The sequence below is a fragment of the Gorillibacterium sp. sgz306347 genome (assembly GCF_059735245.1).
This window is the reverse complement of sequence record NZ_JCAPET010000053.1, coordinates 1-26,926: the sequence shown is the minus strand read 5'-3', so window position 1 is coordinate 26,926 and position 26,926 is coordinate 1. Positions and strand designations below refer to the sequence as shown.

Below are 26,926 nucleotides of genomic sequence, written 5' to 3'. Positions count from 1 at the left end.
GGGGGCTCCGGGCTATCGGAGCGTTCAGCGTTTCGCGTGAAGCCGGGGGCTCCGGGCTATCGGAGCGTTCAGCGTTTCGCGTGAAGCCGGGGGCTCCGGGCTATCGGAGCGTTCAGCGTTTCGCGTGAACCCGGGGGCTCCGGGCTATCGGAGCGTTCAGCGTTTCGCGTGAAGCCGGGGGCTCCGGGCTATCGGAGCGTTCAGCGTTTCGCGTGAAGCCGGGGGCTCCGGGCTATCGGAGCGTTCAGCGTTTCGCGTGAACCCGGGGGCTCCGGGCTATCGGAGCGTTCAGCGTTTCGCGTGAAGCCGGGGGCTCCGGGCTATCGGAGCGTTCAGCGTTTCGCGTGAACCCGGGGGCTCCGGGCTATCGGAGCGTTCTTTCGATCGCTGTTGTTTTCGGGGGCTCTTGATTGGAAACAGGCAGTGGAAAGCCCCCGAAAACAAAGGCGAACGCTGACGCTTCTGCAGAACGCTCCGAGCCCTCCGCCCCTTTTTCACGCGGGGGTTTTTGCGCCTATGCTCACGCTGGGCTTTTGCGCCCAGCTCCGCAGCACGCTTCTTGCGCCCGGCTCCGCAGCACGCTTCCTGCGTCCGGCTCCGCGGCACGCTTCCTGCGCCTAGCTTCGCAGTACGCTTCCTGCGCCCGGCTCCGCAGTTCGCTTCTTGCGCCCGGCTCTGCAGCACGCTTCTTGCGCCCGGCGCCGCAGTACGCTTTTTGCGCCCGGCGCCGCGCTACGCTTCTTGCGCCCAGCTCCGCAGCACGCTTCTTGCGCCCGGCTCCGCAGCACGCTTCCTGCGTCCGGCTCCGCGGCACGCTTCCTGCGCCTAGCTTCGCAGTACGCTTCCTGCGCACGGCTCCACAGTGCGCTTCCTGCGCCCGGCTCCGCAGCACGCTTCCTGCGCCCGGCTCCACAGTGCGCTTCCTGCGCCCGGCTCCGCAGCACGCTTCCTGCGCCCGGCTCCGCAGTTCGCTTCTTGCGCCCGGCGCCGCAGTTCGCTTTTTGCGCCCGGCGCCGCGCTACGCTTCTTGCGCCCAGCTCCGCAGCACGCTTCTTGCGCCCGGCTCCGCAGTACGCTTTTTGCGCCCGGCGCCGCGCTACGCTTCTTGCGCCCAGCTCCGCAGCACGCTTCTTGCGCCCGGCGCCGCAGTTCGCTTCTTGCGCCCGGCTCCGCAGGTGCTTCTTACGCCAGGCTCCGCGCTACGCTCCTTATGTCCGGCTCCGCAGCACGCTTCCTGCGCCTAGCTTCGCAGTACGCTTCCTGCGCTCGGCGCCGCAGTTCGCTTCTTGCGTCCGGCTCCGCAGCACGCTTCCTGCGCCCGGCGCCTCAGTTCGCTTCTTGCGCCCGGCTCCGCAGTACGCTTCTTGCGCCCGGCTCCGCAGCACGCTTCTTGCGGCCGGCGTGCCCCCCATAGCCCTGGCTTCACTTCGTAAATGTCAATGCTGCAGCCGGACTCGTGCGAAGCGCCTCCGTCTTCTAGTGCCCGATCCACGAAGGTTGTTCTCTTTTGGGACGTTCCAGTCCAGTTTGCTTCGCTCATCCTTCCTTTTGCATCTGCTTTCTTGGCCAAAAGAAGTTTCGGCTAAAGAATCGATCAAACGATGACGTCCAGGGAAGGCAACCAATAAGTGCAATGCGGCACTTATTTCCAACGCTTTTGGGAGCTATTACGAAATAGTGTCAAAAACGCACTTATTTCCTGCTATAGGAGCGATTTTTAGAGAAAACGCAAGAAATAAGTGCTTTTTCGCATCTATTCGGTCGAATATAGCGAATACCAGCAAAATTAATTGCTTTTTTGCACTTCCTTTCCTGCTTTGCAAGCTGAAGACCTCGTGGCGGCAGGAGATAGATCGATCCGGCCACCGGGAAATTGCAATAAATTACCTGTCCGTCTCATAGTTAATTGCTTTTTTGCACTTCCTTTCCTGCTTTGCAAGCGGAAGACCTCGTGGCGGCAGGACGTAGATCGATCCGGCCACCGGGCGATTGGAAGGCATTACCCGGCCGTCTCGTTTCTTTTCAAGACTACGCCATCGCATGAGGCACTGGCAAGGACCGAAAGCCTGCTTTGCATCCGCGCAGAGGAGCTGCTCCAAGCGCTTCCCGGCATTAGACGCGGGGGGCGGGGAAAGAAGTATGTATGGTAAATACGTTTTGCAGGAGGGAAATGTTTCATCTCCCGGACGCAAGAAAGCCCGAACATCGCTCCGATGTCTGGGCTTTCGTTCCTTTCCACTGTATCACAGGGGCCGGGTATCGTCCACGCAAGGACGGAAGCGGCGTTTCGCCTTACGGATTGATCAACTGGAGGACCGGCGCTTTGTCCGGTTTGCTTTTTTTCTTGCTGCCCGATTCGTAATGAACCAGCATCAGCTTGACAAGATCGGCGTCGTAGTGAATGTCATTCCAGCGGTAAAGCTCGCTCATCGCTTCATCCACGCCCGTGACGTTTCCGGTCCGGGCATCGACGGACGTCATGGCCGCAAAGCCGTCGGCCACGCGGAGGATGCGCGCGTTCAGTCCGATTTCGGACCAGATCAGGCCGGCCGGGTATCCGGTTCCGTCCAGATTTTCGTGGTGCTGGAGCACCGCTTCGCCGTCCACCAATCCTTGCTCGATAAAAGGCTTAAGCACGTCTGCGCTGAACTCGGGATGACTGAGAATGGAAGCTTTTCCGGTCAGCATGTTGTCCGTCAGCACTTCTCCCCCCTCCAACACCTGAAGCTTGCCGATGTCCTGAAGAAGAGCCGTGCGGTAAATCACTTCCTGTTCGCTTGCGGTAAACCCCAGCCCTTTGGCGATGATCAAGCTGTAATAAGCGACCCGAAGGGAATGCTCGTATATGAATTTATCGTGGGATTGCAGGCGCTGCAGCAAAAACCGGGTTTCCGGATGTTCCAGACAAAAACGTTGCGCAATGCGGAAAAATTCGCTGGTTCTCTTGGATGTTTTTTTGATCATGACACTCACCCCTTCCGTATCTTGCGTCTAGGTGACGCGGTTCTTTATACGGATTATTTTCTTATTATTTAGACAAAAAACCAATCACCGAAGCTTCTTATCTTTACTTTTTTTGTTAAAGTGCGCTTTGTCACACCTTATTCCTATATTTTCCGTCGAGAACCGACATATTTCTCCTTTTTCCCATTCGGATGCATCCTCAAGTCGGGTTGGCAGGCAAAGCCGTATGCGGCCATAAGCAGCAGCCCGATACGCCTTCATGAATAAATACCCGCAGATGCCCGGGTGAAAGCCCGATTTCAAGAAAAATATCCAGAATCCCACTTTTTTTATGCAGCAAAAAGGACGCTTCCAAGGAAGCGCCCTTCGTCCGCCGAACCGAAAGCTTTCCGCCGGAGAGGAGTACCTGTTTCCTATTCCTGCGGCTGGCTGAATCCGAGCTGGTAGACCATGGCGATGAGCTGGGAACGGTCGGTCACGCCCAACTTGTGAAAAATGTTCGTCATGTGGTTTTTCACCGTGTGCTCGGAAATAAAAAGCTTTTCGGCGATTTCCCGGTTGCTGGACCCGACGGCGACCTGGCTCAGCACCTCCTGCTCGCGGGAAGACAGCAGGTTCAAGTCGCGGATCGCCTGCAGCGGATCGGTACGCACCTCGTCGCGCGCGGTCGCCGTCTCGCCCAGCGTCACCTCAAAGTCGATTACCTCCTTGCGGCTGAGCAGGTTTTCGAATTCCTTGCGCAGGTCCGCATTCACGCGCAGCGGAGGCTTGGCCCCCGTCCCTTTATCCCGGGTATGCTCCAGGGCGAGCGCCGCAATCTGCGACACCTCGCGGAACGATTCCTCCCGGCCGGCGGCATCCGTCCGGTTTTGGCGGATAACCCGCACCTCGCGCAGCACGTCCAGAAGCTCCGGCCGCATCATGTCGCGGATGAGCTCGGGGTCGTAATCGACCGTCAGGCAAGCATCCTCCGCCAGCCGTTCGTCCCGCTCCGGCATCCGGCGCAGCCGGGCAAATTCGGCGGCGAGCTCGCCGGCCTTTTTGGCCGTTTCGCTGCCGGCTTCATCCCACTGCCGTTCGGCCAGATGCAACAACCGGGCGGCGTCCCGGTCGGGCGTACGCTCATCCTCCATGATGCGGTGAACGGCGCCGCTTCCTGCGATCGAAAGCGTCAGCACGAAGTCGCGCAGATTCTCGATGTCGCCGCGCCCCTTCAGCGCGACGCAAAGCACGCCGAGTAGTTCGTAGCGGTACACGAGGGGGCACTCCAACACCGGGATGCCCTGAAATTCGGACAGCATGGCCCTTCCGTAATAGGGGTCCTCCGCTTCATAGGAAGCATACCGTTCCGACAGCTCTTTGATGTACTGCTCCACCTGGGGCTGGGACAGCCCGCGGGACACCATCTGGGCTTTGCCTTTTGCCCGCACCAGCATCGCCGAACTGAAGGGCCCCTGCGCTAGGTTCAGGCTCATGTCGATCAGAATAAAAAGCACCCGCTTGATGTCCTGGATCATCGTGACGGAGCGGCTGATCTCCATCAGCATGGAAAGCTTCATGTAATGGGCGTTTCGTTCCTCCCGCAGATCGTGGAAGGCGAGCCGCGCGCCCAGGAAGGCGCACAGCGTTTGGCCGAGATCGATCATTTCGCTTGGGATCGCCGTACGCGTCCGGCTCCCGCCGAACAGGATGCCGACCACGCCGCCGTCTTTCAGAACGGGGAAAGAAAACAAAGCTTGGGGATGAAGATTGTTTTGCCGGAAAAAAAGCACGCGCGGGTCGCGGCCGATATTGCTCCACTCCCCGGGCTGTCGGGTCGTCGCCGTCTGACCGAGAAAGCCCTCGCCCAGCGAAAACGTCGACCCGATCAGGCTGGCGCCGCCATCGCCCATTACCTCGGTCACCTGAAAGCGGCTTTCGTCCAGCCGGTTGGCGTAGCCGAGAAAATCGATGCCGTCCCGGAGATAGAAAAACTGCTGCATGATGTCCCGCAGCTTTCCTCCGGTCTGCTCCACGTAGGACGACATTTCCCGCAGCGCGGCCAAATGGCGTTTGCCCGTTTTGCGTCCGGCCTCGGATTCGGTCAGCGCCTGCGCGATCCGGGCCATGGCCGCCACTTTCTCGCCGAGCTGCCGCTTCCTCTCCCCGTTCAATTCGGGAACGGAGTCCCGCAGCTGGCGGTACAGCGTGCCTTCGCTCTCTTCGCCTTCATAATAGCTTTGCAGCAAAAGACGGGCCCGCGTATCGGTAAAAAAGCCGGCCAGCAGATAAAGCCGCCCCATTCCGTCGGCCGTGGTGGAGGCAGCCATCAGCTTGATGCCGGGCCGGAACTCAAAATCAACCGGGTGATTCAGCGTCTCCACGGAACGGGTAATCTTCCGTACCTCGTCGGAAAGCATGCCCGCCTGCCCGGCGTCTTCCAGATGATCGATCCATTCCGTCCGGCCGGAGGGCCGCGTTATCCATCTTCCCCCTCCGTCGGTGACGATCATGCAAAGACCGGTTTGTGCGGCGTATGTATCTTGCAAATTTTGCAGAAGTCCTATGTACTCGTCCATGTCGAACCGTCCTGTGTGGTCAATTTGGGCAGTTGGTAGCGGTAAACGGAACGCGGGCCGTTTTTCGCATGCTCCAGAATGTGCAGGGCAACCAGCCGCTCCAACGTCTTTTCCATTCGCTCGGGGCCGATCCCGAGACGAAGCGAAAGCTCTTCGCAGGTCTCTGCCGCATGAGGATGAGCCTGAAAATATTTCGTGCATTCCATTTGAAGCTCAAGCTCCAGCTTTTCGGATTCATCCATAATCGATACCTCCTTCATTCCCCTTGGGCGGATCCTGCCCTATACCCTTACTTACCCACCATATACCCAAAAGTATCGCTTTTCGACAAAAAAACTTCTGGAAAACAAATAAAGCGCCTATTTTGTAGAACAAAATAGACCCCGGTCAGCTCGTGTGAGCTGCGCACTGCTTAGCGAGTGCACTTTGGAGGTTCTCGACAATTTGCTTCATGTTCCGCCAGTTGCTTCCGTTGCTTCGCAAGTTGTCCCATGGTTCCGCCAGTTGCTACAGTTATTTCGCAAGTTGCCCCCTCGTTCCGCCAGTTGCTTCAGTTGCATCGTAGGTTGCCCCATGGTTCCGCCAGTTGCTACAGTTATTTCGCAAGTTGCCCCCTCGTTCCGCCAGTTGCTTCAGTTGCATCGTAGGTTGCCCCATGGTTCCGCCAGTTGCTACAGTTATTTCGCAAGTTGCCCCCTCGTTCCGCCAGTTGCTTCCGTTGCTTCGTAGGTTGCCCCCTCGTTCCGCCAGTTGTTTCAGTTGCATGGTAGGTTGCCCCATGGTTCCGCCAGTTGCTTTGGAAAATTGCCGGCGGTTTTCTAACGGTTGCCACAGCGGCTATTTGGCGAAAAAAGAGGGGTTTCAAATTGTAACGGTTGCCACGGGGCTTATTTTCGCTTTTTTGCTTGATTTAGCTTGTTTTTTCTAAAATAAGCGCTGTGGCAACCGTTAGCGCAGAAAAAGGGCTATTTTGGCCCGAATAAGCGCTGTGGCAACCGTTAGAGCATGGCGGGGGCAAATCGCAGACCGGGTCCCAAACAAATACAGTCGCGTACAAGGCAAAATCGTATGCCTTCCCTTCCTCTCTTTACGGGTACTGTTAACCAACACTGTTGACCGGTAACGTAACCAACACCGTTAGCCGCACTGTTAACCGACATTGCTTAACCCCGCTGTTAACCGGCACCGCTGACCCCACTGTTGACCGACACTGTAACCGGCACCGTTAATCTCACTGCTGACCGACACTGTAACCGGCACCGCTGACCCCACTGTTGACCGACACTGTAACCGGCGCTGTTAACCGACACTGTTAACTGGCCCCACTAAATGCGCCGGCCGCGAACAGCGACTGCCGTATGGGGGGCCGCCGCTCCTTCGACCTTCTCTCGGAAGCCCGCAGAAGGAATCTCCGGAAAGCGGCTAGCTACCGGCAAAAAAAGCAAGTGGCAATGTGCCGTAACGCTTCTCCGGAGGCAGAACAGCCGGAGGCCCGCGTTAGTCTACCAAAAGTCGGACAAAAAAAACCGGATCGGCAAGCAGAATCTCCTTGCCGATCCGTTTTACGCGATTGTCTTCCTCAGTTGCCGCCCGCTGTGCCGCTCAGCCGCCGGGCTGCTGCGTCGCGGGGCCGCTCGGTTACTCGTCCGCTGCGCCTCTTTTTCTTACGGAACACGGGACGCCATTCCGATATTCCCCGAGCCGGTTAAAGAATGATCGTATAGATCAGGTGATAGACCAGAAAAGCGATGATCATGGAGATGGGAATCGTGATCACCCAAGTCAAAAGCATTGTGGTGACCGTACCCCAGTTCACCGACCGCGGGCGAATAGCTGTTCCCGTACCGATAATAGCGGAGGTCACGACATGCGTCGTGGAAAGAGGCATCCCGAAGTGGGTCCCGATCGAAAGCACGCTGGCCGAAGTCAAGTCGGAGGCGAAGCCGTTCATCGGCTCGATCTTGATGATCTTGCTGCCGACCGTCCGGATAATCTTCCAGCCGCCGATGGAGGTGCCGAGGCCCATCGCCGTGGCGGCGGAGAGCTTGACCCACAGCGGAATGTGGTCCCCGCTGTCGGCGAAGCCGCCGGATACCAGCGCGAAGAAAATGATGCCCATCGCCTTCTGCGCGTCGTTCATGCCGTGCGACAGCGCCTGCCAGCCGGCGGAAATGATCTGCATGGAGCGGAAGCCCTTGTTGATGGTGCCGGGTGACGTTTTGTGAAACCGTTTGAGGATCTGCCGGATCAGGTTCAGAATGATATACCCTGCGACAAAAGCAATCAAGGGCGAAATGATCAGGCCCGTCAAAATCGTGCTGAACCCTGCCCAGTGAATTTCGCTGAAGCCGGCTCCGGCGATAACGGCCCCGGCCAACGATCCGATCAGCGTATGAGAGGACGATGACGGAATGCCGAAATACCAGGTCAGCAGGTTCCAGAAAATCATGGCGATCAGCGCAGCGATAACGATCTGGATGCCGTTTTCGATGGCGGACGGGTCCGCGATGCCTTTGCCGATGCTTTTCGCCACGGCTTCAGCCATGATCGCTCCGAAAAAGTTCAGGATCGCGGCGTAAAAAATCGCGAACCGCGGTTTCAGCGCTTTGGTGGACACCGAAGTCGCGATGGCATTGGCCGTATCGTGAAACCCGTTGATAAAGTCAAAGAGCAGCGCAAGGATGACGATAATGACGATCGCTGTCACAAAGACCCTCCTATGTGGTTATAGATTATGTAGGCTCCGCTTCGAGGAGGAAACGCAGTCGAAGTTGTCCTTCCATTACAACAAATGTTAAGAATTTATTAAGACCATGAAGAATCATATCACACTCATGTCGAAATGTTGAGAAATTTTTAAGGTCCGTACGGCGCGAAAGCGCTTTAAAGATTGAACAATCTTTCGTATTTTCCGAAAGGACCGCCGCCCGGTTTTCCGGATATGGACAACGGCCGGTTCGGAAACAAAACAGATAAGGGGGTTATGCCCGTGTGGAACCATAATGCGGTAACCGAGCTTCTCCGCATTCGCTATCCGCTTCTCCAAGCCGGCATGGCCGGCGCCGCCGGAGCCCGGCTGGCCGCCGTCGTATCCGCCGCCGGGGGCCTTGGCGCGATCGGCGCCGGAGGCCTGTCGGGCGAAGAAATCCGCACGGCCATCCGGGAGATCCGGGCCCGGACAGACCGGCCTTTCGCCGTGAATCTGCCGCTGCCTGCGCCCGCAGCGCAAACGAACGCCGCTCCTTCCGATGCCGCCTCGTCGGAAGCCGCCCTGTCGGCGGAGATGCGGCGCCGTCTTCAGCCGTACCGGCAGGAGCTCGGCCTTCCGGAGCAGGACCCGCCCGCGCCGGACGCGCCTTCCTTTGAAGAGCAGATGGAGGCGGTTGTGGCTTGCAAGCCGCCTGTCTTCAGCTTTACCTGCGGCGTCCTGGACAACGAATGGATCGATGCGCTGAAGCGAGCCGGAACGGTGCTGATCGGCACGGCGACCACCGTCGCCGAAGGGGCCCATCTGGAGCACCAGGGAGTGGATCTCGTGGTCGGCCAGGGAAGCGAGGCGGGCGGGCACCGGGCGACCTTTCTTGGCGATTACCGCCAGGCCTTGATCGGCACCATGGCGCTGATTCCGGCTCTCGCTGACGAGCTGCACGTTCCCGTCATTGCCGCAGGAGGCATTATGGACGGGCGCGGCATCGCGGCCGCGCTTATGCTCGGCGCCTCCGGCGTTCAGCTGGGGACCGCTTTTCTCGGCTGCCGCGAGGCCGAGCTGCCCGCCCGCTACCGGGAGGCGCTGTTAACCGGCATGGAGGAAAGCACAGTGGTTACCCGCCTTTTTACCGGTAAGCCCGGGCGCGCCATCCGCAACCGTTTTACCGCCGAGCAGGCTGATATGAGGGAGGAGGAAATCCCGCCCTTCCCGGTCCAGGAAGCCTTGACCCGAAGCATCCGCAAAGAAGCCGAGCGCCGGGGACAGGTGGAATTTATGGCGCTTTGGGCCGGACAGGGCACCCGTCTCCTGAAAAACGGCCAGCCTGCGGAGGAAATGATCCGTCGGCTGGTCCGGGAAACCGGGGACACGCTCGGCCGCGCCGGCAGCGGTGACGCCTCCCTGCTAGGATGACGCAAGACCGTCCATTTGATTCCTTATCCGCCCGCAGCAAAAAGACGCCCCCGGCCATGCCGGAGGCGTCTTTCTTCTATGAAGGGGATAATGGAAGCAGAAGTGCAAACCGCAGCAGCGTTATTGCGGAGGCTGAACCATGGGCCGCCGGGCGACTCCTTCGGCCTGGGCTTCACCGATCACGGCAAGCCGAACCTGCTCGGCCACCTCGCGGTTGAACACGCTCGGGATGATGCAGCTTTCGCTCAGCTCCTGCTCGCGGACCACACCCGCGATCGCGCGTGCCGCCGCCAGCTTCATCCGCTCGGTCACCCGCTCCGCGCGGCAATCCAGCACGCCCCGGAACAGCCCGGGGAAACAGAGCACGTTGTTGATCTGGTTCGGATAATCCGACCGTCCGGTCGCCATCACGCGCACATACGGCCCCGCTTCCTCCGGCGTGATCTCGGGATTCGGGTTTGCCATCGCGAACACGATCGCGTCCTTGGCCATGCTGCGGACATCCCGCTGCTTCAGAAGGCCGGGGGCGGAAACGCCGATAAAGATATCCGCTCCGCGAATCACATCGGACAAGCAGCCTTCCTCGCGGTTCGGGTTTGTCCGTTCCGCATACCGGTTCCAGGCCTCGCTCCCGTAATCGCGGCCGCGGACAAGCGCCCCGCACCGGTCCACGCCGATGATCTCGGTCACCCCTGCGGAAAGCAGGATGTTCGTGCAGGCGGTACCGGCCGCACCCGCTCCGGAAACGACGACCTTGCAATCCGCCAAGCGTTTGCCCACCAGCTTCACCGCGTTCAGAATACCGGCGAGCATCACCACGGCCGTCCCGTGCTGGTCGTCGTGAAACACCGGGATGTCCAGCTCCTCGATGAGCCGGCGCTCGATTTCAAAGCAGCGCGGCGCCGAAATATCCTCCAGGTTGATGCCGCCAAAGCCCGGCGCAATCTGCTTCACCGCCCGGATAATCTCCTCGGTGTCCTGCGTGTCCAGGCAGATCGGGAAGGCATCCACGCCTCCCAGCTGCTTGAACAGCATCGCCTTTCCTTCCATCACCGGCATGGCGGCAAGCGGGCCGATATTGCCGAGCCCCAGCACAGCCGAGCCGTCCGACACAACCGCCACCGTGTTGCGCTTGATGGTCAGGTTGTGCGCCAAACCCGGGTTTTCGTGGATGGCCAAACAAACCTGGGCGACGCCCGGCGTGTAAACCCGGGAAAGATCGTCCGCCGATTGAATGGGCACCTTCGGCACGGTTTCCATTTTGCCGCCCATGTGCATACGAAAGGTCGGGTCGGCCACCAGGTTCCTCTGGTCCGGCCGGGCCGATTCGAAGGGGTCCTCCGTTTCCTGCTCCGCCACTTTATTCGACTGCTCCGCCATTGTCCCGTTCCCTTCAGTTTTTACCGGCCGCCTCGGCTTTTGCTTCCCGGACAGCCGCTTCGTATTTGGCTTTTTCCTTCATATAACACTTCCGGCAAAGAGGCTGGTACTTGTCGTTGCCGCCGATGTCGATTTGCTCGCCCGCAAAGACCGCTTGTCCCCGCTCGTTGAAACGGGTGTTAAAACGGGCTTTGCTGTTGCAGTGCCAGCAAACCGTCTTGACCTCTTCGATCCGGTCGGCCAGCTCCAGCAACCGCTTGCTGCCGGCAAACAGCTCGCCGCGGAAATCGGTCATGAGTCCGTAAGCGATAACCGGAATGCCAAGCGTATCGACGATTTCGGCCAGCGTGTCGATCTGCTCCGGGCCCGCAAACTGGGCCTCGTCGACAACGACGCAATCCGGCATCTCCGCCTTTACCTTCGCCAGCATGCCTTCATCCATCAGCAGCGCTTCCCTCTGGAAGCCGACCCGGGAAGTGACCTTGCCGATGCCGAAACGGGTGTCGACCACCGACGTGAAGATCAGCACCTTCTTCCCCTGCTCCTCGTAGTTGTTGGCGATCTTCAGAATATCCATCGATTTGCCGCTGTTCATCGTCCCGTAGCGGTAATAAAGCTTGGCCAATGTGGTTTGTCCTTTCTGCCGGCGGACAGCCGCGCGCGGCTTCCCCCGTCCTGAATTCCTTTCCTATTGTACCCCCCTCCCGCCGGAAAAGGAATAGGCGTGCCGCACGTTCCGGCATGGAATTTCCTTCTCACAGCGATAACTTTTCTCCCTGTCCGTCCCCTCCCGGGAAACAAAAAAACGTTCCCGCCGCGAAAAATCCGCAGAGGGAACGTTTGGGCTCCGGCGCTTCCCGCGTCCGGCCGCGAAAACGGGATTGCGCAGCCCGGGCCGCTTGGGAAGCATCCCGGAAATCAGCCTTTATAGCGTTTGACAAATTCGACGGCCTTCCGGATGTCTTCCTCCGGATTGTCGCCCACTTCGCGCTCGATGGTCAGGTAGCCCTTGTAGCCGATTTCCTCCAGGGCCGCAAAATACGCGTCGAAGTCGACTTTGCCCGCACCGAGCGGCAGCTCTTCAAAGAACTTGCCGTCCGAGCCCATCGCGGCGATTTTCTCGTGCGACATCTTCTCGAAGCCGAGCGCTCCGTACACCTCTCTCGGATCGACTTCGGTCAGACGCACGCCGTCCTTGACATGCGTATGTACCAAGTAATCCTTCAGCAGCTTGACTCCTTCGACCGGATCGTCGCCGGTCACCATGACCATATTGGCAGGGTCGAAATTAACGGAAACGCCGTTCGTGCTGAGCGAATCCAGGAACTCCTTGAGATGGGCCGCCGGCTCCGGGCCTGTCTCGATGGCAAAGTAAGCGTTTTTGCTTTTGGCGTAAACGCCGAGCTCTTCGCAGGCTTTCTGCATTTCCGCGTAAACGGGGTCGTTTTTGTCCTGGGGCACGATGCCGATATGCGTCGTCACCACATTGGTTCCAAGATCGACGGCCAGGTCCAGAATTTTTTTGGACATTTCGATTTTCCACGGATTTTCGTTCTTGTCTTGGAAGCCGTGGCCGGCCAGATCGCCGACAAGCGCGGAAATTTCCAGTCCCAGCGAAGCGATGTATTCCTTCAGCTCGCGGCGTGCGGCCGCGTCCAGGTTGTCCGGAGCCATTTCGCCTTCGACGGCGTAAATCTGAACCCCGTCCGCTCCGACCTCCTTCGCTTTCAGCAGCCCTTCCCGCACGCCGAGACGAAAGCTGTCCACGATAACGCCAATCTTATTGGATAACATTGTTCGATTCCCCTCTTTTCCCATGATGTGAAGGCTTGGCCTTTCCAATCATTTCGCCTTTATCTTATGCCATTGGGGGGGCCATTTCAACCGGTTAGGCCAATAAAAATTCAACAAAATTAAAAATGAAGAAAATTACCACTATTCGAAAGCAAAATGGAGCTTGGTTTCCACGTTCTCTTTCCCGCAATGACACGCTTCATTGCAAAACCTTAACGCTTTTGCTATAGTCACTACAGAATCCGGCATTCGGAATCAAGAGCGAACCAACCTCATATCCGTCCGCCAAACCTTCAACCGGGAGTTGAGGGTTTTCCTGTTGACCGCTGTTTTACCCATTCGCGCTTCACCCGGGAGGAACCGTCGAAATGACCGACAATCACGGCACGATCCGCAAAAGATCCATCATCGCGGCCTGGATCAGCCTGCTCAGCAACATTGCGCTCACCGGCTTCAAGCTGGCTGTCGGCGTCCTGTTCAACAGCCAGGTGCTGGTGGCGGACGGCGTCCACAACGCGGGGGACGTCATCGCTTCGGGAGCCGCGCTCGGCTCCATGCAGGTTTCGAACCGCCCGGCCGACGAAGACCATCCATACGGACACGGCAAAGCGGAGGTGCTCGGCTCGGGCATCGTCGCCCTTATTCTTGCCGTCGCCTCCGTTTACATGGCGATCCATTCGGCTGGCGTTTTGTTTGAAGAGCCCGCCGCTCCGCATGTGCTTCCGCTCGCCGCCGCCGCCGTATCGCTTTTATGGAAGCTGGCCCTATACGTGTACACAATTCGGTTGGGGCGCGCTTCGGGCAGCAAGGGGCTGATCGCCACCGCCAACGACCATCTGGCCGACGTGTACGCTTCCCTTGCGGCGGTAATCGGCATCCTCCTCGCCTTGATCGGCCATGCGCGCGGCATCGGCTTTTTGGCTTACGGCGACCCGATCGCGGGTATCCTCGTTTCGTTTCTCGTCATGAAGCTCGCGTATGACATGGGCAAGGAAGCGCTAAACATCCTGATGGAGCACAGCGTCGATCCGGCCGCCCTGCAGGAGTACGCCCGGCTCGTGAGTGAAATCCCGGAGGTAAAACGCATCGACCGGCTGCGCGGGCGCGACCACGGCCACTATGTCATTGTCGATGTCCGGGCTTCCGTTTCCGGGCTGCTCACGATCCAGCAGGGGCATGACATCTCGCGGCAGATCAAAAAACGCATCATCGACGCGCATCCGAATGTCGGCGAAGTGCTGGTGCATTTGAACCCGTGGTATGAGAACGATACCGGTCCTTCGCCCGCTCCGAACCCGGCGACCGCAAAAAAATAACCCCGGCGGGTTATTTTTTTCGCCCAATAAAAGCAAAATTTCACCATTTATAGTATAATTATGTGAAATCCCAGCAACAAAGAGAAGGGGCGTGTGCCGTGGGAGCGACAACTCCAAAACCAAACCTGTTTATCGGCTCTTCCAGGGAAGCGATCCGGGTCGCGCGAGCCGTTCACAACGGCCTCAAGCGCGTCGCCCAGGTTACGCCTTGGTATGCGGGTGCTTTCGGCGCCAATGAGTACACGATGGAAGCGCTGGAGCTGCAGCTGGACCGGAGCGATTTCGGCGTGTTCGTGTTTGCGCCGGACGATGTGGCCGTGATTCGGGGCAAGCCGGTGTTCGTCACGCGGGATAACACCCTGTACGAGATGGGCCTGTTCTGGGGAAGGCTCAGAAGGCGGCGCGTGTTCTGCCTGATCCCCAATGAAATTCGCGTGACGGAAGAAGCCGCAGCTCTTGGCGCCGAGGAGTTCCATCTGCTTTCCGATTTGCAGGGTCTGACTTTGCTCGAATATGAAAGGAGGACCGATCATAATTATTCCGCATCGGTGGATGTGGCTTGCGGCGAGATCGCCGACCGGATTGCCCGCGAAAGCTTTTACCTGGACGCGGAACGGATGCTTGAAAGCAAGCAGAGCGTTCTGCAATTTTTCTGGGAATACCTGCGCAACGTTACCGTCCCCGACCGGGCGGAAAAATTCAACGCCTTGAGCGAAGCGGTTCGCAACTCCCTGCTTCCGCCCGAGGAATTCCGCGTCACCGGAGCCGCGTTTTGGCGTACCTGCGGGGACGCCGGCATCGCCCAGATCGGAGGCAACGTCGGCAAAGGGCGCTACTTCCCGTTCAATGCCGGCCCGCCGGCGGGAAAAGGCGAATCGCCCAATTATGTGCTGGATGTATTTTTTAGCGGAAAATGGGCGTTTTACCGGGATGATGAAATTGCGAAAGTATTTGTTTTGTGCTATCCTTTAGGGAATGAACACGTTCTCTCCGTACATATCTCCGGCCTGAAGGATCTGTCGGAGGTGCAGCTGGCCGAGATCGTGGACCGCAACGACGAACTGCTTCGTACCATCAGACACCTGATCGATGAGGAGGTTCGCAATGAACGGCAACAAGGGAATCAACTTTCGAACGCACGAATTCAGCCTTGAGCATTTGCCGCTGGCGGCGGCGCTTTTGGGAGAGAGCGGCTTTCCGGCTCCCGGGTATATCCGCCACGCGGGCAAAACAGGCTTGTTTACCGGACCGTCTGTGGACGGCCGCGACAAACGCTACACCAAGATTATCAGCGGTACGGTGAACGACAACATGCCGTCATTCGCGAGATAAGCAGCAGCTATTATCCCGTACAAATAAATCAGGATGGAGCGCCCCTGGGCGTCCATCCTTTTTTGTTGCTTGCGCTTGCCCGGTCTCCCGCCGGAAACCGCTTAACGCCGCCTACACCATCGCACGGGCAAGCCGGCCCAGATAGCGCGCGCGGATAACGGCAAAATAAAGAACCTGTGCCGCCGCAAAAGCTGCCGATGCCGTCATCACGACGCCAAGAGAAAGCTCGATGTTGATATTGTCGAGCGTGTAATAAAGCACGACCAACGTCTGGACGGCGGAAACCAGCGTCGGAATGAAGAAGAGAACGGCCAGCTGTACCGTGATGCTTTTGCGCATCTCCCGCTTGCTCAGCCCGACCTTGGACAACGCCCGGTAAATAAGGCTGTCGCGCTCCAGCTCCGAGAACAGCCGGAAGAACAGGAAGCTGGCAGAGGCCAGCGAGAAAATCGCCGCGATGAACAACAGGATAAATCCGATAACGGAGGTTGTTTCCTTCAAGTACATATAACTTTGCGCCCTCATGGTAAACCATCCGTCCGCATCCAGCTCTTTATAAGCGGGGTCCTCCAATACAGCATTGTAAAAAGCAAGCTCCGGTCCGTTCTTCTCGGGAAACCGCTCCGGTTGCCAGGCCGGAATGAAGTACCGGTAGATGGTCGTGGCAAACGAGATTTTTTTCTCCGTCTCCGCAGCTTTGAAGGCGGCGTCCGTCACAACCAGCAGGCGGTCCATTCCCGAGCTTGTGGACAGCCGCTCCAGCCGGAGCGCCTTGTCCAGGCGGTAGGTTTTTCCGCCGGCCGTTACCGTGGGGGCACCGTCGTCCCGGTACGTAAACGGAGCGGCGCTGTAATACCGGGCGACGTCATCGGGCCATCCCCCGTCCGGCTCCGGCAACTCCGGAACGGCCAAGGGATTGGCTTTTCGGATGACCGCCGCAAGCTTCTCAAAATCGCTCCGGCTGATCAGCCTCACCCAATTGACGGACATGGGATCCTTGGTTGTAATTGCACCGCCGGCTACGACGTCGGCATTCGCCAGTTTGACCGATACCCGTTCATACGTTAATCCGGCTTCGCTCAGCTTGGATTCGATAATTCCCAGAGTGAGCTTCGTTTGGGCCGAGTTGTTGTAATCGGAATAAGAGACGGCAAACGGGTTCCCCCGGTAGACTTGTACGTTTTCATGCTTCATGGAGAGCACATACGCTATGCTCATGCAGGCGATGGAGGTAACGACGGTCACGAGGAACAGCATGCGGGCGTTGTCTTTGAGTTTGTAAGCCATGTCCGAAATCCACAGCAGATTGGTTTTTCTCCAGAACAAGCCCCGGCTGCGTTTCAGAAGCCGCACCGCCAGCACGGACAGCTGGGTATAAAACAAGTAAGTTCCCGGAATCCCCACCAGCGCGGTCAGCAGAATATTTTCGGTCGTAAACTTCTCGCCCGCCAGCAAATAAATCCCCGTTCCCAAAAGGGCGATCCCGAGAAGGGAGAAAAAAACGGACGCCTTCGGCTCCTTCTTCGGTTTGCTGCTGCCGGTCAGAAGCTCCAGCACCCGGTTCTTGCGGATAAACAGCAGCGTGGACGCGGAAATGGCCAGAAACAAGCCCATGAAAACGGAGGCGGTCAAAAGAATCGCCGAGCTTGGCCAATAGAAAGGCAGGTCCTCTATTCCGATCAGGCGGGTGCTCAGCAGCAGAAAAAATTTTGCCAGCAGCACGCCCCCGGCAATGCCGGTGACAATGGCGCCGCAGCCGATCAGCATATTTTCCAGAAAAATCAGCCGGTTCACCTGCCCGGACGAAGCCCCCAGAATCGTCAGGATGCCGAATTCTCGGTTGCGCGCCTTTAGAAAGACGCTCACGGAGTACAGCACATAAAAAAAAGAAAAGATGAAAATGATGTATTCCGCCACCCGGACGACCGTCCGCGTCATTTCCCCGAATTCCGAAACCGCGATGTCCGGATGATAGACCAGAATGGCAAACGCGAGAAAAATCATTACCATAAACGAGCTGCTGAGGTAATAGGCGAAGTAGGCCCGTCCGTTGCGCCGGACGTTGTTAAACGCGAATCGGCGAAAGTTCATGGGCGTTCCCTCCCCAAAACGAAAGCATGTCGATGATCTTCTGGAAAAAGGCCTGCCGGTTGTCGCCCCGGTGAATTTCGCTCACCATTTTGCCGTCCTTGATAAAGACGACCCGGTTGCAGTAGCTGGCCGCCAGCGGATCGTGGGTTACCAGCATGATCGTCGCGCCGTCCGTGCGGTTCAAGCTTTCGAACGTTTCCATGACCACCCGGGAGGAGTTGGAATCCAGCGCCCCCGTTGGCTCATCGGCCAGAAGAAGCGCCGGCGAGTTGATCACCGCCCGGGCGATGGCCGTGCGCTGCCGCTGGCCGCCGGAGATTTCATACGTCCGCTTGCCGAGAATGGCCTCGATGCCCAGATGCTCCGCGATCCGTTTCAGCCGCGAATCCATCTCCTTCAGCGGTTTGCCGTCCAGCGTGAGCGGCAGCACGATGTTCTCCGCCACCGTCAGCGTGTCCAGCAGATTAAAATCCTGAAACACAAACCCCAGCCGGCGCCGGCGGAATTCCGCCAGCTTCGCTTTCCCGAGCGCGTAAGGGTCCTCTCCGGCGATCAGCACTTTGCCCGAGGTCGGAGCGTCAATGGTGGACACCATGTTCAGGAGCGTCGTCTTTCCGCTCCCGGAGGGGCCCATGATGCCGACGAACTCGCCTTTATCGATGGTCATGTGAATATCGGTCAGCGCTTGTGTCGCCACTTTGCCGTCATAAATTTTGTTCAACCCGGTTACATTCAATATTTCCATTCTGGCACTCCCTTGCCGGATGCCGCGGACACCCGCATTGTTTGGTCATGCCTTTACTCTACCAGCCGCCGCCGGAACGGAGCCAGCGGTTTATCTTAACGGCTCCTTACATTTTCGTAAGGTTGCCCGGGACCGGCTTCAGCTCGGCTTGTCCGTCCCTTCTCCTGCCGAACGGTAAACACGCAGCCCCCGGGACCGCTTGCCGCCCGTCAGCATGACCGGCACATAAAGCAGCACAACGGCTCCCATGACGCCGTACGCCCATTCCAGCGTAAACGCGTCGGCCAGCATCCCGCTTGCCAGCGGGCCGATCATCATCCCCGCCGAATAAGCGGTGTTGTACAGGGCGAAGGTGACGCCGTAGGAGCGGATGCCCGTCGCTTCCGATGCGTCCGCCAGCTCGGGAAGCGAGGGAGCCAGGATCAGCCCCATGCCGACGCCAAGCGCCGCCAGCGCCGCCGCTTGCAGAGCGATGCTCGTCGGGAGGGCGTTCAGCGGAAGCGCCAGGGCGGTGAGCAGCAGGCCCGCTGCGATCAGCCGCCCGTTGCCGAGCTTCGCCGACAGGGAGCCGATCAGCGGCGAAGCCAGCCCGTAGGCCAGCGTCGGGACAGCGAAAAGCAGGCCGACGACGCCCGGGCTTGCATTCAGTTCCCGGCTCAAGTGCAGCGGCAGCGTCGGCTCCAGGATGGTCGGCACCGCCGCGCCAAGCGCGACCAGACCGGCGATCTTCAGCATGGCGGGATAGCGGAGCACCCGGAAAGGGGCCAGCATGTCCCCCTTTTCCAGTTCCGCCTCCGGCAGTCCCCTCAGCAGCACTACCCGCAGAACGCCGTCCAGCAGCGCGATGCCGGCGGCAAACAGAAACGGCGTGTGATAGCCGCCCCATTCAAGCAGCCAGCCGCCGACCGTCGGCCCGAGCAGCGTGCCGGCCGCTTGGCCCGACAGCGCCAGCCCCATCGCTTTGCCCCGCTGGTCGGATGGATAAACATCGGCGATCAGGGCGAGGCCGGCGCTCCAGGTGACCGCGGCCGCAATGCCCTGCAGCGCGCGAGCGACGGCCAGCATCCAGAACGCCGTGGAGAACGCGAACAGCAGCGTGGCTCCGGCGAGGCCGATGAGCCCCCACAGAAGCGGCCCTTTCCGGCCGATCCGGTCGGAGAGAAAGCCGAAGAACGGAGTTGCGGCAAAGAGCGCGATCGCGTAGCTTGCGAATAAAAGCCCCACTTGGGCTTGCGTGGCCCCGAGCGATTCGGCGTAGGCCGGCAAAACGGGAACCACCAGCCCGTATATCAGCATATCCGTAAAGACGGCAATGGCCACCACAAGCAAAACGGCTTTCCGGCGGCGGTTTTCAGGCTGTGGCTTCGTCATTTTTCTTCCGCCCCGTTCAAATAGTCTCTCAGCTGCCGGATAAATTTCTTCTGGACGCCGCACTGGTCGTAGATGTTTTCAAAGATCAGCCGGACCGGTCCCGGCACCGCCGCCTCGCCAAAGGCGCTTGCCTTGGCCGCATGCCCCGCCTTCATCGCTTCCAGCAGCTCATCCACTTCTTTTTCCTGCGCGTCAAGCGCTTCGAGAACGGATTCCTTCGGGATTTTGTCCATAAAGGTCAGCCCGGTGTAAAGCTCTGTCGGAAAAAGAACCGACAGGTTCCGAAAGCTCCGCTTCAGCAAATCCTCCAGCTCCCGCTCGCCATCCTCGGTAATCCGGAAAATGGCTTTGGTGCGAAGTCCGGTCTGCTCGATTTGCTCCAGCACCACTTTGCCCTCTCCCTGCAGCTTCTTCAGCGCATGGTAAATGGATGCCGGCTGCACATTCGCCCACATGTCCGTGCGCGAGCTTTGCATCATCTGCTGCATGTCGTAGCCGGACATCGGGCCCATGAGGTGGAGCAGCCCGAGAACCATCGTTCTTGTCATCCGTCTTCCTCCTTATTTACTAAATGTATAATACTAAACGTTTACTATTTGATTAGAAAATTATCACGTCTTCTCCTTCTTGTAAAGCACTTTTTGGCAGACTCGCCCATGGAACCGTTGAAAGGGACAGCGAAGCGCGCTCAAATGAGCCCATTCCTCTTGCTCCGGTCCAAGAAAGGACGCCAGCCGCCCGAAAAAAAGAGCCTCGGTTCCGGGCCGTCGATCCGCTCCAGCAACGCGATGGAACGGACGGTCCGGAGCCTTTGGCTCCCATGGATGAAGACGCCGCCGAGGGCCGGCCGCCTCCGCTATTCTCTTTCGCTTTGTGAAGGAGCATCCCGCTCTTTCGAAAAAAACGGCTCCTTCGGCGGCCGATCCCCTCCGCCCGGCGAAGCGTCGCTCCGGAAAATGAGCCGGACCGTCGTTCCCCTGCCGGGCTCCGATTCGAGCTCGACCCGGTGCCCGAGCCTGCTGCAGGCTTCGCGCACCAAATACAGGCCCATGCCGGTCGACTCCTTGTACTGCCGCCCCTGCTCGCCGGTAAAGTACGGGTTAAATACGCGGCGCAGGTCTTCCTTTGCGATGCCGATCCCTTTGTCGCATATCGACAGCACCGTTTCGGGCCCCTCCGTGCGGGCTTCGAATACGATCTCATCCGCTCCGGAGACGCCGGCGGAATAGTTGACCGCGTTTGCGGTAATCTGGCCGATCATGAAGAGCAGCCACTTGCGGTCGCTCCGGACGACCGACTCCCGGCCGATCCGGATTTCGGGGCGCAAGCCTCCCAGAATAAACAGCTTGCGGTTGTCCGCTACGGCCTGGCGCACCACCGCATCCAGCTCGACCGGACCAACGGCGAAATCCTGCTCGAACCGGTCCAGCCGGGACGAATACAGCACCGTTTCCAGCCCCCGCCGGATCCGTTCAACCTCCTCCAGAATGCTGTCGGCGGCTTCCTCGTCCTTCAGCTCCCGGGCGGTCAGCTGAAGAACGGAGACGGGTGTTTTCATCTGATGCACCCAGCGGTTCATAAACTCCGTGTGGCGCTTCGCGCGGAGGTCCGCCAGCTGCAGCTCCTCCATGTAAAACCGGCGCTGGGCTTCAAGAAGCCGGTTCACCGCCCGGGGAAGAGGCGACTCCTCCATGCCGGGCGCCCAGCCTTCCCGGCTGACGTTTTCCGGCCGGGCGAGCCGGGCGTAGAGCTTGCGGTGCGTGACGTACCGGTAAGCCAGATAGCCTGCGAGAATCGCGGCGGTCAGCCCGATGCCGTACAGAACAATCGAAATGGGCCGGTTTTCCCCGGACAGCCAATACAAAGCAGGAATCAGAACGGCCTGCAGCAGAAAAACCGCGATCAGCGGCACCTGCTCCTTCCAGAACAGCCTCATCGTTCCGCTTCGCCTCCGCCCAGCCGGTAACCCGCGCCGCGCACTGTTTCCACGGCTTCGCCGCCGCCAAGCTCCTTCAGCTTCTTCCGAATCCGGGTTACGTAAACGTTCAGCGTGTTATCGTCGACAAAATGCTGATCCTCCCACAGCCGGTCCAGCAGCTTCTCGCGCGCGACCACCCGTCCCTCTCGTTCCATCAGCGCCTGCAGCAGCACGGATTCCTTTTGCGTTAGCTCCACCGACCGCCCTTCCCGTTTCACAAGAAAACGTTCCGGATAAAGCGTCAAGCCGGCCGCCTGCAGCATACGTTCTTCCTGCCGGGCCGAATAGGAGCCGTAGGCGCGGCGCAGGTGGCTGGCGATCTTGGCCGTCACCACTTCGTAGTGAAACGGCTTGGTCAAGTAGTCGTCCGCGCCGTTTTCAAGCGCCAGCACCTGGTCCAGATGGCTGTCCCGGGCGGAAATAAACAAGATCGGGCACTTCGATTCGGCGCGGATTTGCCGGCACCAGTAAAACCCGTCATACCGGGGCAGATTCACGTCCAGCAGCACCAGATCGGGCTGCGTTTTCCGAAACTGCTCCAGCACCCGGTCAAACGCGGTTACCCGTTCCGTACGGTAGCCGTATTTTCCGATATGGGTTTCCAGCAGGGCAGCAAGCTTCGCGTCGTCTTCCACGATCAAAACCGTAAACATGGCTAGTCATCCAGCGAGGAGTCGACGACCTGCTTGGATACGCGTTCGAACAGCGGGCTGACCGACTCGCGGTTGTGGATGCGTTTGATCGCTTCCCCAAACAGCGGGGCCACCGACACGATTTTGATTTTGTCCGACAGATGCAGATTCGGGTTGTCGACCGAGTCGGTTCCGATGAGGCATTCGATGGGGCTTTCGTGAATCCGCTTGACGCCCGCTTCGCTGAGCACCATATGGGAAAGGCAGGCCAAAATCCGCTTCGCTCCGCGCGCCTGCAAGAGCCGGGCCAGCTCGGCCAGCGTACCGCCCGACAGCGAAAAATCATCCACGATCACGGCGGTTTTCCCGTTCACATCCCCGATCAGCTCCAGCATCTCCGCCTGCTCGCTGTGATCCTTGCGCGTCTTGTCCCCAATGGCGATGGTGGTGCCCAGGTAATCGGCGTACTTGCGCGCCTGCTTGGCAAAGCCGGCATCCGGCGACACGACAATCAGATCGGGCAGCTCCATCCGCTTGATCGCTTCGCACAGCACCGGCAGCGCAAACAGATGATCGACGGGCTTCTTGAAAAAGCCGGTGATCTGATGGGCGTGCAGATCCATCGACACCACCCGGTCGGCGCCCGCCAGCTCGATGGATTCCGCGCACACCCGGGCCCGGATGGACACGCGGGGCTCGTCCTTCTTGTCTCCTTTAGCGTAGCTGAAGTAGGGCATGATCACCGTGACCGAATCGGCGCTGGCCCGTTTGAACGCATCGACCCAGAACAAAATTTCGACAAATTCATCGTTCGGCCGCATCCCGATCGATTGAACCAGGTACACGTCCTTGTCCCGGACCGTTTCGCCGATGCGGACAAAGGTATTGCCTTCGGAAAAGTTGATGACCTCCGAGCGCCCGATTTCACAGCCTGCGAATTTGGCCATTTTTTCGGCGAACGCCCCGCCGGAGCTTCCGGCGAATATTTTGATTTCTCCGTCATTCATTTGTCGCATCTCGCACCACACTCCCGCCTTTCACTATACCAGTCTTTCCCGCTTCGCGCCTGCCTGCGCAAAAAATGTCGGCGGCCCGCCACAAACAAGAAAACCGGCCCCTCCCAACGGAGAAACCGGTTCAGGCGGCAGCTTTCAGCCGGCCGCTCCAAGATAACGCAGCAGCATTGTTTCCATCTCTTCCATGCGCTTGCGGTAGTCACGCTCTTCCCCGCCGCCGATAAACTGCAGGGCGATGCCGTCCCGGGCCGCCCAGAACAGGCTGGCCGCGGCTTCCGGGTCGGTGTCGGAGCGGAACTCGCCGGTCCGCACGCCTTCCTCGACGATTTCCCGCAAAAAGCCGGTCGCCGTCTCGTTCTGGCCGCGCATGAACGCCCGCAGCTTTTCCGAGCGGGAGGATTCCAGCCAGAAGTCGAGGTGGAACGCCAGCAGCCGGCGCAGATCGTCGAGGTGCTGGTCCCGGAAGCTGCCGAATACAAGCCGCAGCTTCTCCCGTGCGCCGCAGGCGTCGGGGAACCCGGCGCGCAGCCGGTCGACGGTCCGTTTCATCCGCTCCTGCATGATGCGGGCGTAAATTTCTTCTTTTCCGGAAAAATAAAGGTAAATCGATCCCTTGCTGACGCCTAGCTTCCGGGCGATATCATCGACGGTGGCGGCCCGGTATCCTTTTTCGGCGAAGCAGTGCAGGCCGGTTTCCAAAATCGCGGCCCGGCGTTCCTCTTTGTAGGCTTCGGATACTCTTGGCGACATAGACGCCCTCTCTTACTTGAGGTTTTCGGGGTTCAGCACGTCCAGCTCGGGAATGACAAACCGGCCGTCTTTGCGGATCAGGCGGTCGTCAAACCAGATTTCCCCGCCGCCGTACTCGGGGCGCTGGATGCAGACCATGTCCCAGTGAATCGCGGATTTGTTGCCGTTATAGGCCGCGTCGTAGCATTGGCCCGGTGTGAAGTGGAAGCTGCCCGCGATCTTCTCGTCGAACAGGGTATCCTTCATCGGTTCAAGCACATACGGATGGAAGCCCAGCGAGAATTCCCCGATGTAGCGGGCGCCTTCGTCGGTGTCGAAAATCTTGTTGATCCGCTCGGTGTCGTTCGCTTCGGCCTTGACGATTTTGCCGTTTTCAAAGGTGAGCTTGACGTTCTCGAAGGTGAAGCCCTGGTAGGGAGACGGCGTATTGTAGCTCAGGACGCCGTTGACCGAATCGCGTACGGGCGCGCTGTACACTTCGCCGTCCGGGATGTTCCGCTTGCCGCAGCATTTCACGGCCCCGATGTCCTTGATCGAGAACGACAGGTCGGTTCCCGGGCCGACGATGCGGACTTTGTCCGTCTTTTTCATCAGCTCTTCCAGAGGGGTCATGGCCCGTTCCATCTTGCGGTAGTCGAGCGTGCAAACGTCGAAGAAAAAGTCCTCGAACGCCTCAGTGCTTTTGCCGGCCAGCTGCGCCATGCCCGGGCTCGGATAGCGGAGGATAACCCATTTGGTGTTCTTGACGCGGTTTTCGCTATGTACCTTGTGGCTGTAGAGGGATTGATACAGCTTCATGTTGTCCGCCGGCACGTCGGCCATTTCATAAATGTTGTTGCCGCCCCGCACGGCGATGTACGCCTGCATCTGGTCCATGGTATGGCTGTCGTATTCCGCCCACGTGCTCATTTGCTCCTCGGTGGCGCACTGCGCAAGGGCGCGCGTTACCTGCGGATCGCGGATGGTGACAAACGGGCGGCCGCCCGCTTTGTGCACGGCTTTGACCAATTCGGTGATCAGCGGCGTGTCGATGCCGATGGCTTCGATCAGCACGTTCTCGCCCGGCTGCACCTCCGTAGAGTAATTCACCAGGCCGTCGGCCAGCTTCGTTAAACGCGGATCAAGCATAGTTTTTCGCTCTCCTTCAATAATGGTTTCCGGTTCGGTCTTCTAAAATGACCGGGTAGTCAGTTTATATTTTGACATAGCGCCGCGTCACTTTCAAGAGGTTCGGGTATTGGATTTCGTGCGGCCTTTCGAACCACTTACGATTATCAAGTAACTATGCTATAATGGTGTGGGGAGATGATGATGATGACCAAAGAGCATGCCCTGTGTCCCAAATTTGAAGCCGCCTTCGAGCTGTTCGGCAAACGCTGGACCGGCTTGATCATCCAGACGCTTTTGACCGGAAGCAAACGCTTCGGCGAAATTGTCGACCGCGTCCCTAACATGAGCGACCGCATGCTCGCGGAACGCCTCAAGCAGCTGGAGGAGGCCGGCATCGTCGAACGCCATGTCTATCCCGAAACGCCGGTTCGCATCGAATACCTGCTGACCGAGAAAGGCAGAAGCCTGGAGCCGATCATGAAGGAAATGCAGGCGTGGGCGGAACGCTGGATCGTGCTGGCGCCCGAAGCCCACTGACGATTTGGCCGGCTTGCGCAAGCCTATGCGGCCAATCAAGGCGGCACCTAGCCGTCACCGGATAAAAAAAGAGCAACGGACGATACTACTCGTGCCGCTGCTTTTTCTTTTTTGTTAAACTAACGTTTCGTAATCGACTTGACATTAATAAGTAGATGGTGTACCTTAACAGCAGAGAGAGGCGTTTCCAAACGTCACCCATACTTTGTCAGAGAGAAAGGACGAAACCGAACATGGCAAAATTGCTGTATATCACCGCACATCCGAATGACGAGCAGGCTTCCTACAGCCTTGCCGTCGGCAAAGCTTTCCTGGACGCTTACCGCGCCGCACATCCCGGAGATGAAGTCATCGAGCTCGACCTGTACGAGCTGAACGTTCCGCACATCGACAACGATGTATTCAGCGGCTGGGGCAAGCTGGCCGGCGGCAGCGAACTGACCGAAGCCGAGAAATTCAAAGTAAGCTTCCTCAGCCAGCTGGTGGACCAGTTTGTCAGCGCCGACAAGTACGTTTTCGTCACTCCGCTGTGGAACCTCAGCTTCCCGCCGGTGCTCAAGGCGTACATTGACGCCGTCAGCGTAGCGGGCAAAACCTTCAAATACACCGAGAACGGCCCGGTCGGCCTGCTGCCCGACCGCAAGGCGCTGCACATTCAAGCGCGCGGCGGCTTCTACTCCGAAGGCCCGGCCGCCGAAATGGAAATGGGCGACCGCTACCTGAGAACGATCACCCGCTTCTACGGCATCACCGACTACGAAGGCGTCTATGTCGAAGGCATGGCTTACGCCCCGGACAAAGCGCAGGAAATCAAAGCGGCCGCCATCGAGCGCGCCAAGGAAGTCGCCAAAACGTTCTAAACCTCCGCTGCATAAAGGACGGACCGGGCATTTGCGAAGCTGCCCGGTCCGTCCTTTTGTTTGCGCCGCGTGCGAGGACGGGCGGCGGGTAACGGCGAGCGCCAGCGGTATGCCGGGGCGTAAGCGCCCCGGGGCGAGGCGAGCCAGCGACCGGCAGCGACGGGAGCGGAACCCGCGCAAATGCGGCAGGCGGTACGCGGCGGGCGGGGCCCGCCGGGAGCAGCCCGGGGCGACGCGGCGAACGGTACGCGACGGGAGCGGAACCGCGGGACTGCGGCGGGCGGTACGCGACGGGAGCGGAACCGCGCGAATGCGGCGGGCGAGGCTCGCCGGGAGCGGACACGCGCGAATGCGGCAGGCGGTACGCGACGG

At 59.1% G+C, this 26,926-nt stretch carries 23 protein-coding genes; 7 read left to right on the top strand and 16 right to left on the bottom strand.

Going from position 1 to position 26,926, the window contains the following annotated elements:
- Window positions 1-2,292: 2,292 nt before the first annotated feature.
- From AC6I6H_RS19845 to AC6I6H_RS19830, 4 genes are all read right to left on the bottom strand, one after another.
- A complete protein-coding gene (locus AC6I6H_RS19845; protein ID WP_497955936.1) occupies window positions 2,293-2,964 on the bottom strand; it encodes an HD-GYP domain-containing protein in 672 nt (223 codons plus the stop codon).
- Between the two features lie 413 nt (window positions 2,965-3,377).
- Window positions 3,378-5,522: a LuxR C-terminal-related transcriptional regulator gene (locus AC6I6H_RS19840; protein ID WP_497955934.1), complete on the bottom strand. Its 2,145-nt coding sequence runs from the start codon at window positions 5,520-5,522 to the stop codon at window positions 3,378-3,380.
- Window positions 5,507-5,764, bottom strand: a complete 258-nt coding sequence (locus tag AC6I6H_RS19835; RefSeq protein WP_497955932.1) for a hypothetical protein — start codon at window positions 5,762-5,764, stop codon at window positions 5,507-5,509. Before AC6I6H_RS19835 ends, AC6I6H_RS19840 begins: the two co-directional genes overlap by 16 nt.
- A 1,463-nt stretch (window positions 5,765-7,227) precedes the next feature.
- On the bottom strand, window positions 7,228-8,229 hold the full coding sequence (locus AC6I6H_RS19830) for an inorganic phosphate transporter (protein ID WP_497955930.1): 1,002 nt from the start codon (window positions 8,227-8,229) through the stop codon (window positions 7,228-7,230).
- A gap of 282 nt (window positions 8,230-8,511) precedes the next feature.
- Between AC6I6H_RS19830 and AC6I6H_RS19825 the strand changes: the two genes are divergently transcribed.
- Window positions 8,512-9,642, top strand: coding sequence for an NAD(P)H-dependent flavin oxidoreductase (locus AC6I6H_RS19825; RefSeq protein ID WP_497955928.1), 1,131 nt, complete (start codon window positions 8,512-8,514; stop codon window positions 9,640-9,642).
- Between the two features lie 120 nt (window positions 9,643-9,762).
- Here the strand turns inward: AC6I6H_RS19825 and AC6I6H_RS19820 are convergent, their stop codons facing one another.
- The 3 genes from AC6I6H_RS19820 to AC6I6H_RS19810 form a co-directional block, all read right to left on the bottom strand.
- Window positions 9,763-11,022 carry an NAD(P)-dependent malic enzyme gene (locus AC6I6H_RS19820; RefSeq protein WP_497955926.1) on the bottom strand — a complete coding sequence of 420 codons (1,260 nt, stop codon included), beginning with the start codon at window positions 11,020-11,022 and terminating at the stop codon, window positions 9,763-9,765.
- A gap of 13 nt (window positions 11,023-11,035) precedes the next feature.
- Entirely contained in the window at window positions 11,036-11,647 is a 612-nt protein-coding gene (locus AC6I6H_RS19815) for a thymidine kinase (protein ID WP_497955925.1), read from the bottom strand.
- Window positions 11,648-11,940: 293 nt separating this feature from the next.
- Entirely contained in the window at window positions 11,941-12,816 is an 876-nt protein-coding gene (locus tag AC6I6H_RS19810) for a sugar phosphate isomerase/epimerase family protein (protein WP_497955922.1), read from the bottom strand.
- A 368-nt stretch (window positions 12,817-13,184) separates the two neighbouring features.
- On the opposite strand from AC6I6H_RS19810, the gene AC6I6H_RS19805 reads away from it, so the two are divergent.
- The 3 genes from AC6I6H_RS19805 (at window position 13,185) to AC6I6H_RS19795 (ending at window position 15,464) form a co-directional block, all read left to right on the top strand.
- Window positions 13,185-14,132, top strand: a complete 948-nt coding sequence (locus AC6I6H_RS19805; RefSeq protein ID WP_497955920.1) for a cation diffusion facilitator family transporter — start codon at window positions 13,185-13,187, stop codon at window positions 14,130-14,132.
- Window positions 14,133-14,230: 98 nt separating this feature from the next.
- Complete coding sequence (locus AC6I6H_RS19800) at window positions 14,231-15,286, top strand: TIR domain-containing protein (RefSeq protein ID WP_497955918.1); 1,056 nt, start codon at window positions 14,231-14,233, stop codon at window positions 15,284-15,286.
- The gene (locus tag AC6I6H_RS19795; protein ID WP_497955917.1) at window positions 15,237-15,464 is read left to right on the top strand and encodes a hypothetical protein; all 228 of its coding nucleotides are present in this window, start codon (window positions 15,237-15,239) and stop codon (window positions 15,462-15,464) included. Before AC6I6H_RS19800 ends, AC6I6H_RS19795 begins: the two co-directional genes overlap by 50 nt.
- A gap of 111 nt (window positions 15,465-15,575) precedes the next feature.
- On the opposite strand, the gene AC6I6H_RS19790 is transcribed toward AC6I6H_RS19795, so the two are convergent.
- The 9 genes from AC6I6H_RS19790 to AC6I6H_RS19750 form a co-directional block, all read right to left on the bottom strand.
- A complete protein-coding gene (locus tag AC6I6H_RS19790; protein ID WP_497955915.1) occupies window positions 15,576-17,555 on the bottom strand; it encodes an FtsX-like permease family protein in 1,980 nt (659 codons plus the stop codon).
- Window positions 17,530-18,300: an ABC transporter ATP-binding protein gene (locus tag AC6I6H_RS19785; protein WP_497955913.1), complete on the bottom strand. Its 771-nt coding sequence runs from the start codon at window positions 18,298-18,300 to the stop codon at window positions 17,530-17,532. Before AC6I6H_RS19785 ends, AC6I6H_RS19790 begins: the two co-directional genes overlap by 26 nt.
- 138 nt (window positions 18,301-18,438) lie before the next feature.
- Window positions 18,439-19,671 (bottom strand): MFS transporter, encoded by a 1,233-nt coding sequence (locus tag AC6I6H_RS19780; RefSeq protein WP_497955911.1) that lies wholly within the window; start codon window positions 19,669-19,671, stop codon window positions 18,439-18,441.
- Window positions 19,668-20,219: a PadR family transcriptional regulator gene (locus tag AC6I6H_RS19775; RefSeq protein WP_497955909.1), complete on the bottom strand. Its 552-nt coding sequence runs from the start codon at window positions 20,217-20,219 to the stop codon at window positions 19,668-19,670. The genes AC6I6H_RS19780 and AC6I6H_RS19775 overlap by 4 nt, the downstream gene beginning before the upstream one ends.
- 308 nt (window positions 20,220-20,527) lie before the next feature.
- Window positions 20,528-21,607: a sensor histidine kinase gene (locus AC6I6H_RS19770; protein ID WP_497955908.1), complete on the bottom strand. Its 1,080-nt coding sequence runs from the start codon at window positions 21,605-21,607 to the stop codon at window positions 20,528-20,530.
- Window positions 21,604-22,302, bottom strand: a complete 699-nt coding sequence (locus AC6I6H_RS19765) for a response regulator transcription factor (protein WP_497955906.1) — start codon at window positions 22,300-22,302, stop codon at window positions 21,604-21,606. The genes AC6I6H_RS19770 and AC6I6H_RS19765 overlap by 4 nt, the downstream gene beginning before the upstream one ends.
- A gap of 2 nt (window positions 22,303-22,304) precedes the next feature.
- The gene (locus AC6I6H_RS19760; RefSeq protein ID WP_497955902.1) at window positions 22,305-23,297 is read right to left on the bottom strand and encodes a ribose-phosphate diphosphokinase; all 993 of its coding nucleotides are present in this window, start codon (window positions 23,295-23,297) and stop codon (window positions 22,305-22,307) included.
- Between the two features lie 135 nt (window positions 23,298-23,432).
- The gene (locus AC6I6H_RS19755; RefSeq protein ID WP_497955900.1) at window positions 23,433-24,047 is read right to left on the bottom strand and encodes a TetR/AcrR family transcriptional regulator; all 615 of its coding nucleotides are present in this window, start codon (window positions 24,045-24,047) and stop codon (window positions 23,433-23,435) included.
- A gap of 12 nt (window positions 24,048-24,059) precedes the next feature.
- Window positions 24,060-25,175 (bottom strand): aminopeptidase, encoded by a 1,116-nt coding sequence (locus AC6I6H_RS19750; RefSeq protein WP_497955899.1) that lies wholly within the window; start codon window positions 25,173-25,175, stop codon window positions 24,060-24,062.
- A 186-nt stretch (window positions 25,176-25,361) separates the two neighbouring features.
- Between AC6I6H_RS19750 and AC6I6H_RS19745 the strand changes: the two genes are divergently transcribed.
- The 3 genes from AC6I6H_RS19745 to AC6I6H_RS19735 all read left to right on the top strand — a co-directional run.
- Window positions 25,362-25,694 (top strand): winged helix-turn-helix transcriptional regulator, encoded by a 333-nt coding sequence (locus tag AC6I6H_RS19745; RefSeq protein ID WP_497955898.1) that lies wholly within the window; start codon window positions 25,362-25,364, stop codon window positions 25,692-25,694.
- 233 nt (window positions 25,695-25,927) lie between these two features.
- A complete protein-coding gene (locus AC6I6H_RS19740) occupies window positions 25,928-26,554 on the top strand; it encodes an FMN-dependent NADH-azoreductase (protein WP_497955897.1) in 627 nt (208 codons plus the stop codon).
- Between the two features lie 109 nt (window positions 26,555-26,663).
- On the top strand, window positions 26,664-26,926 hold a 263-nt coding region (locus tag AC6I6H_RS19735; protein ID WP_497955895.1), incomplete at its 3' end, for a hypothetical protein.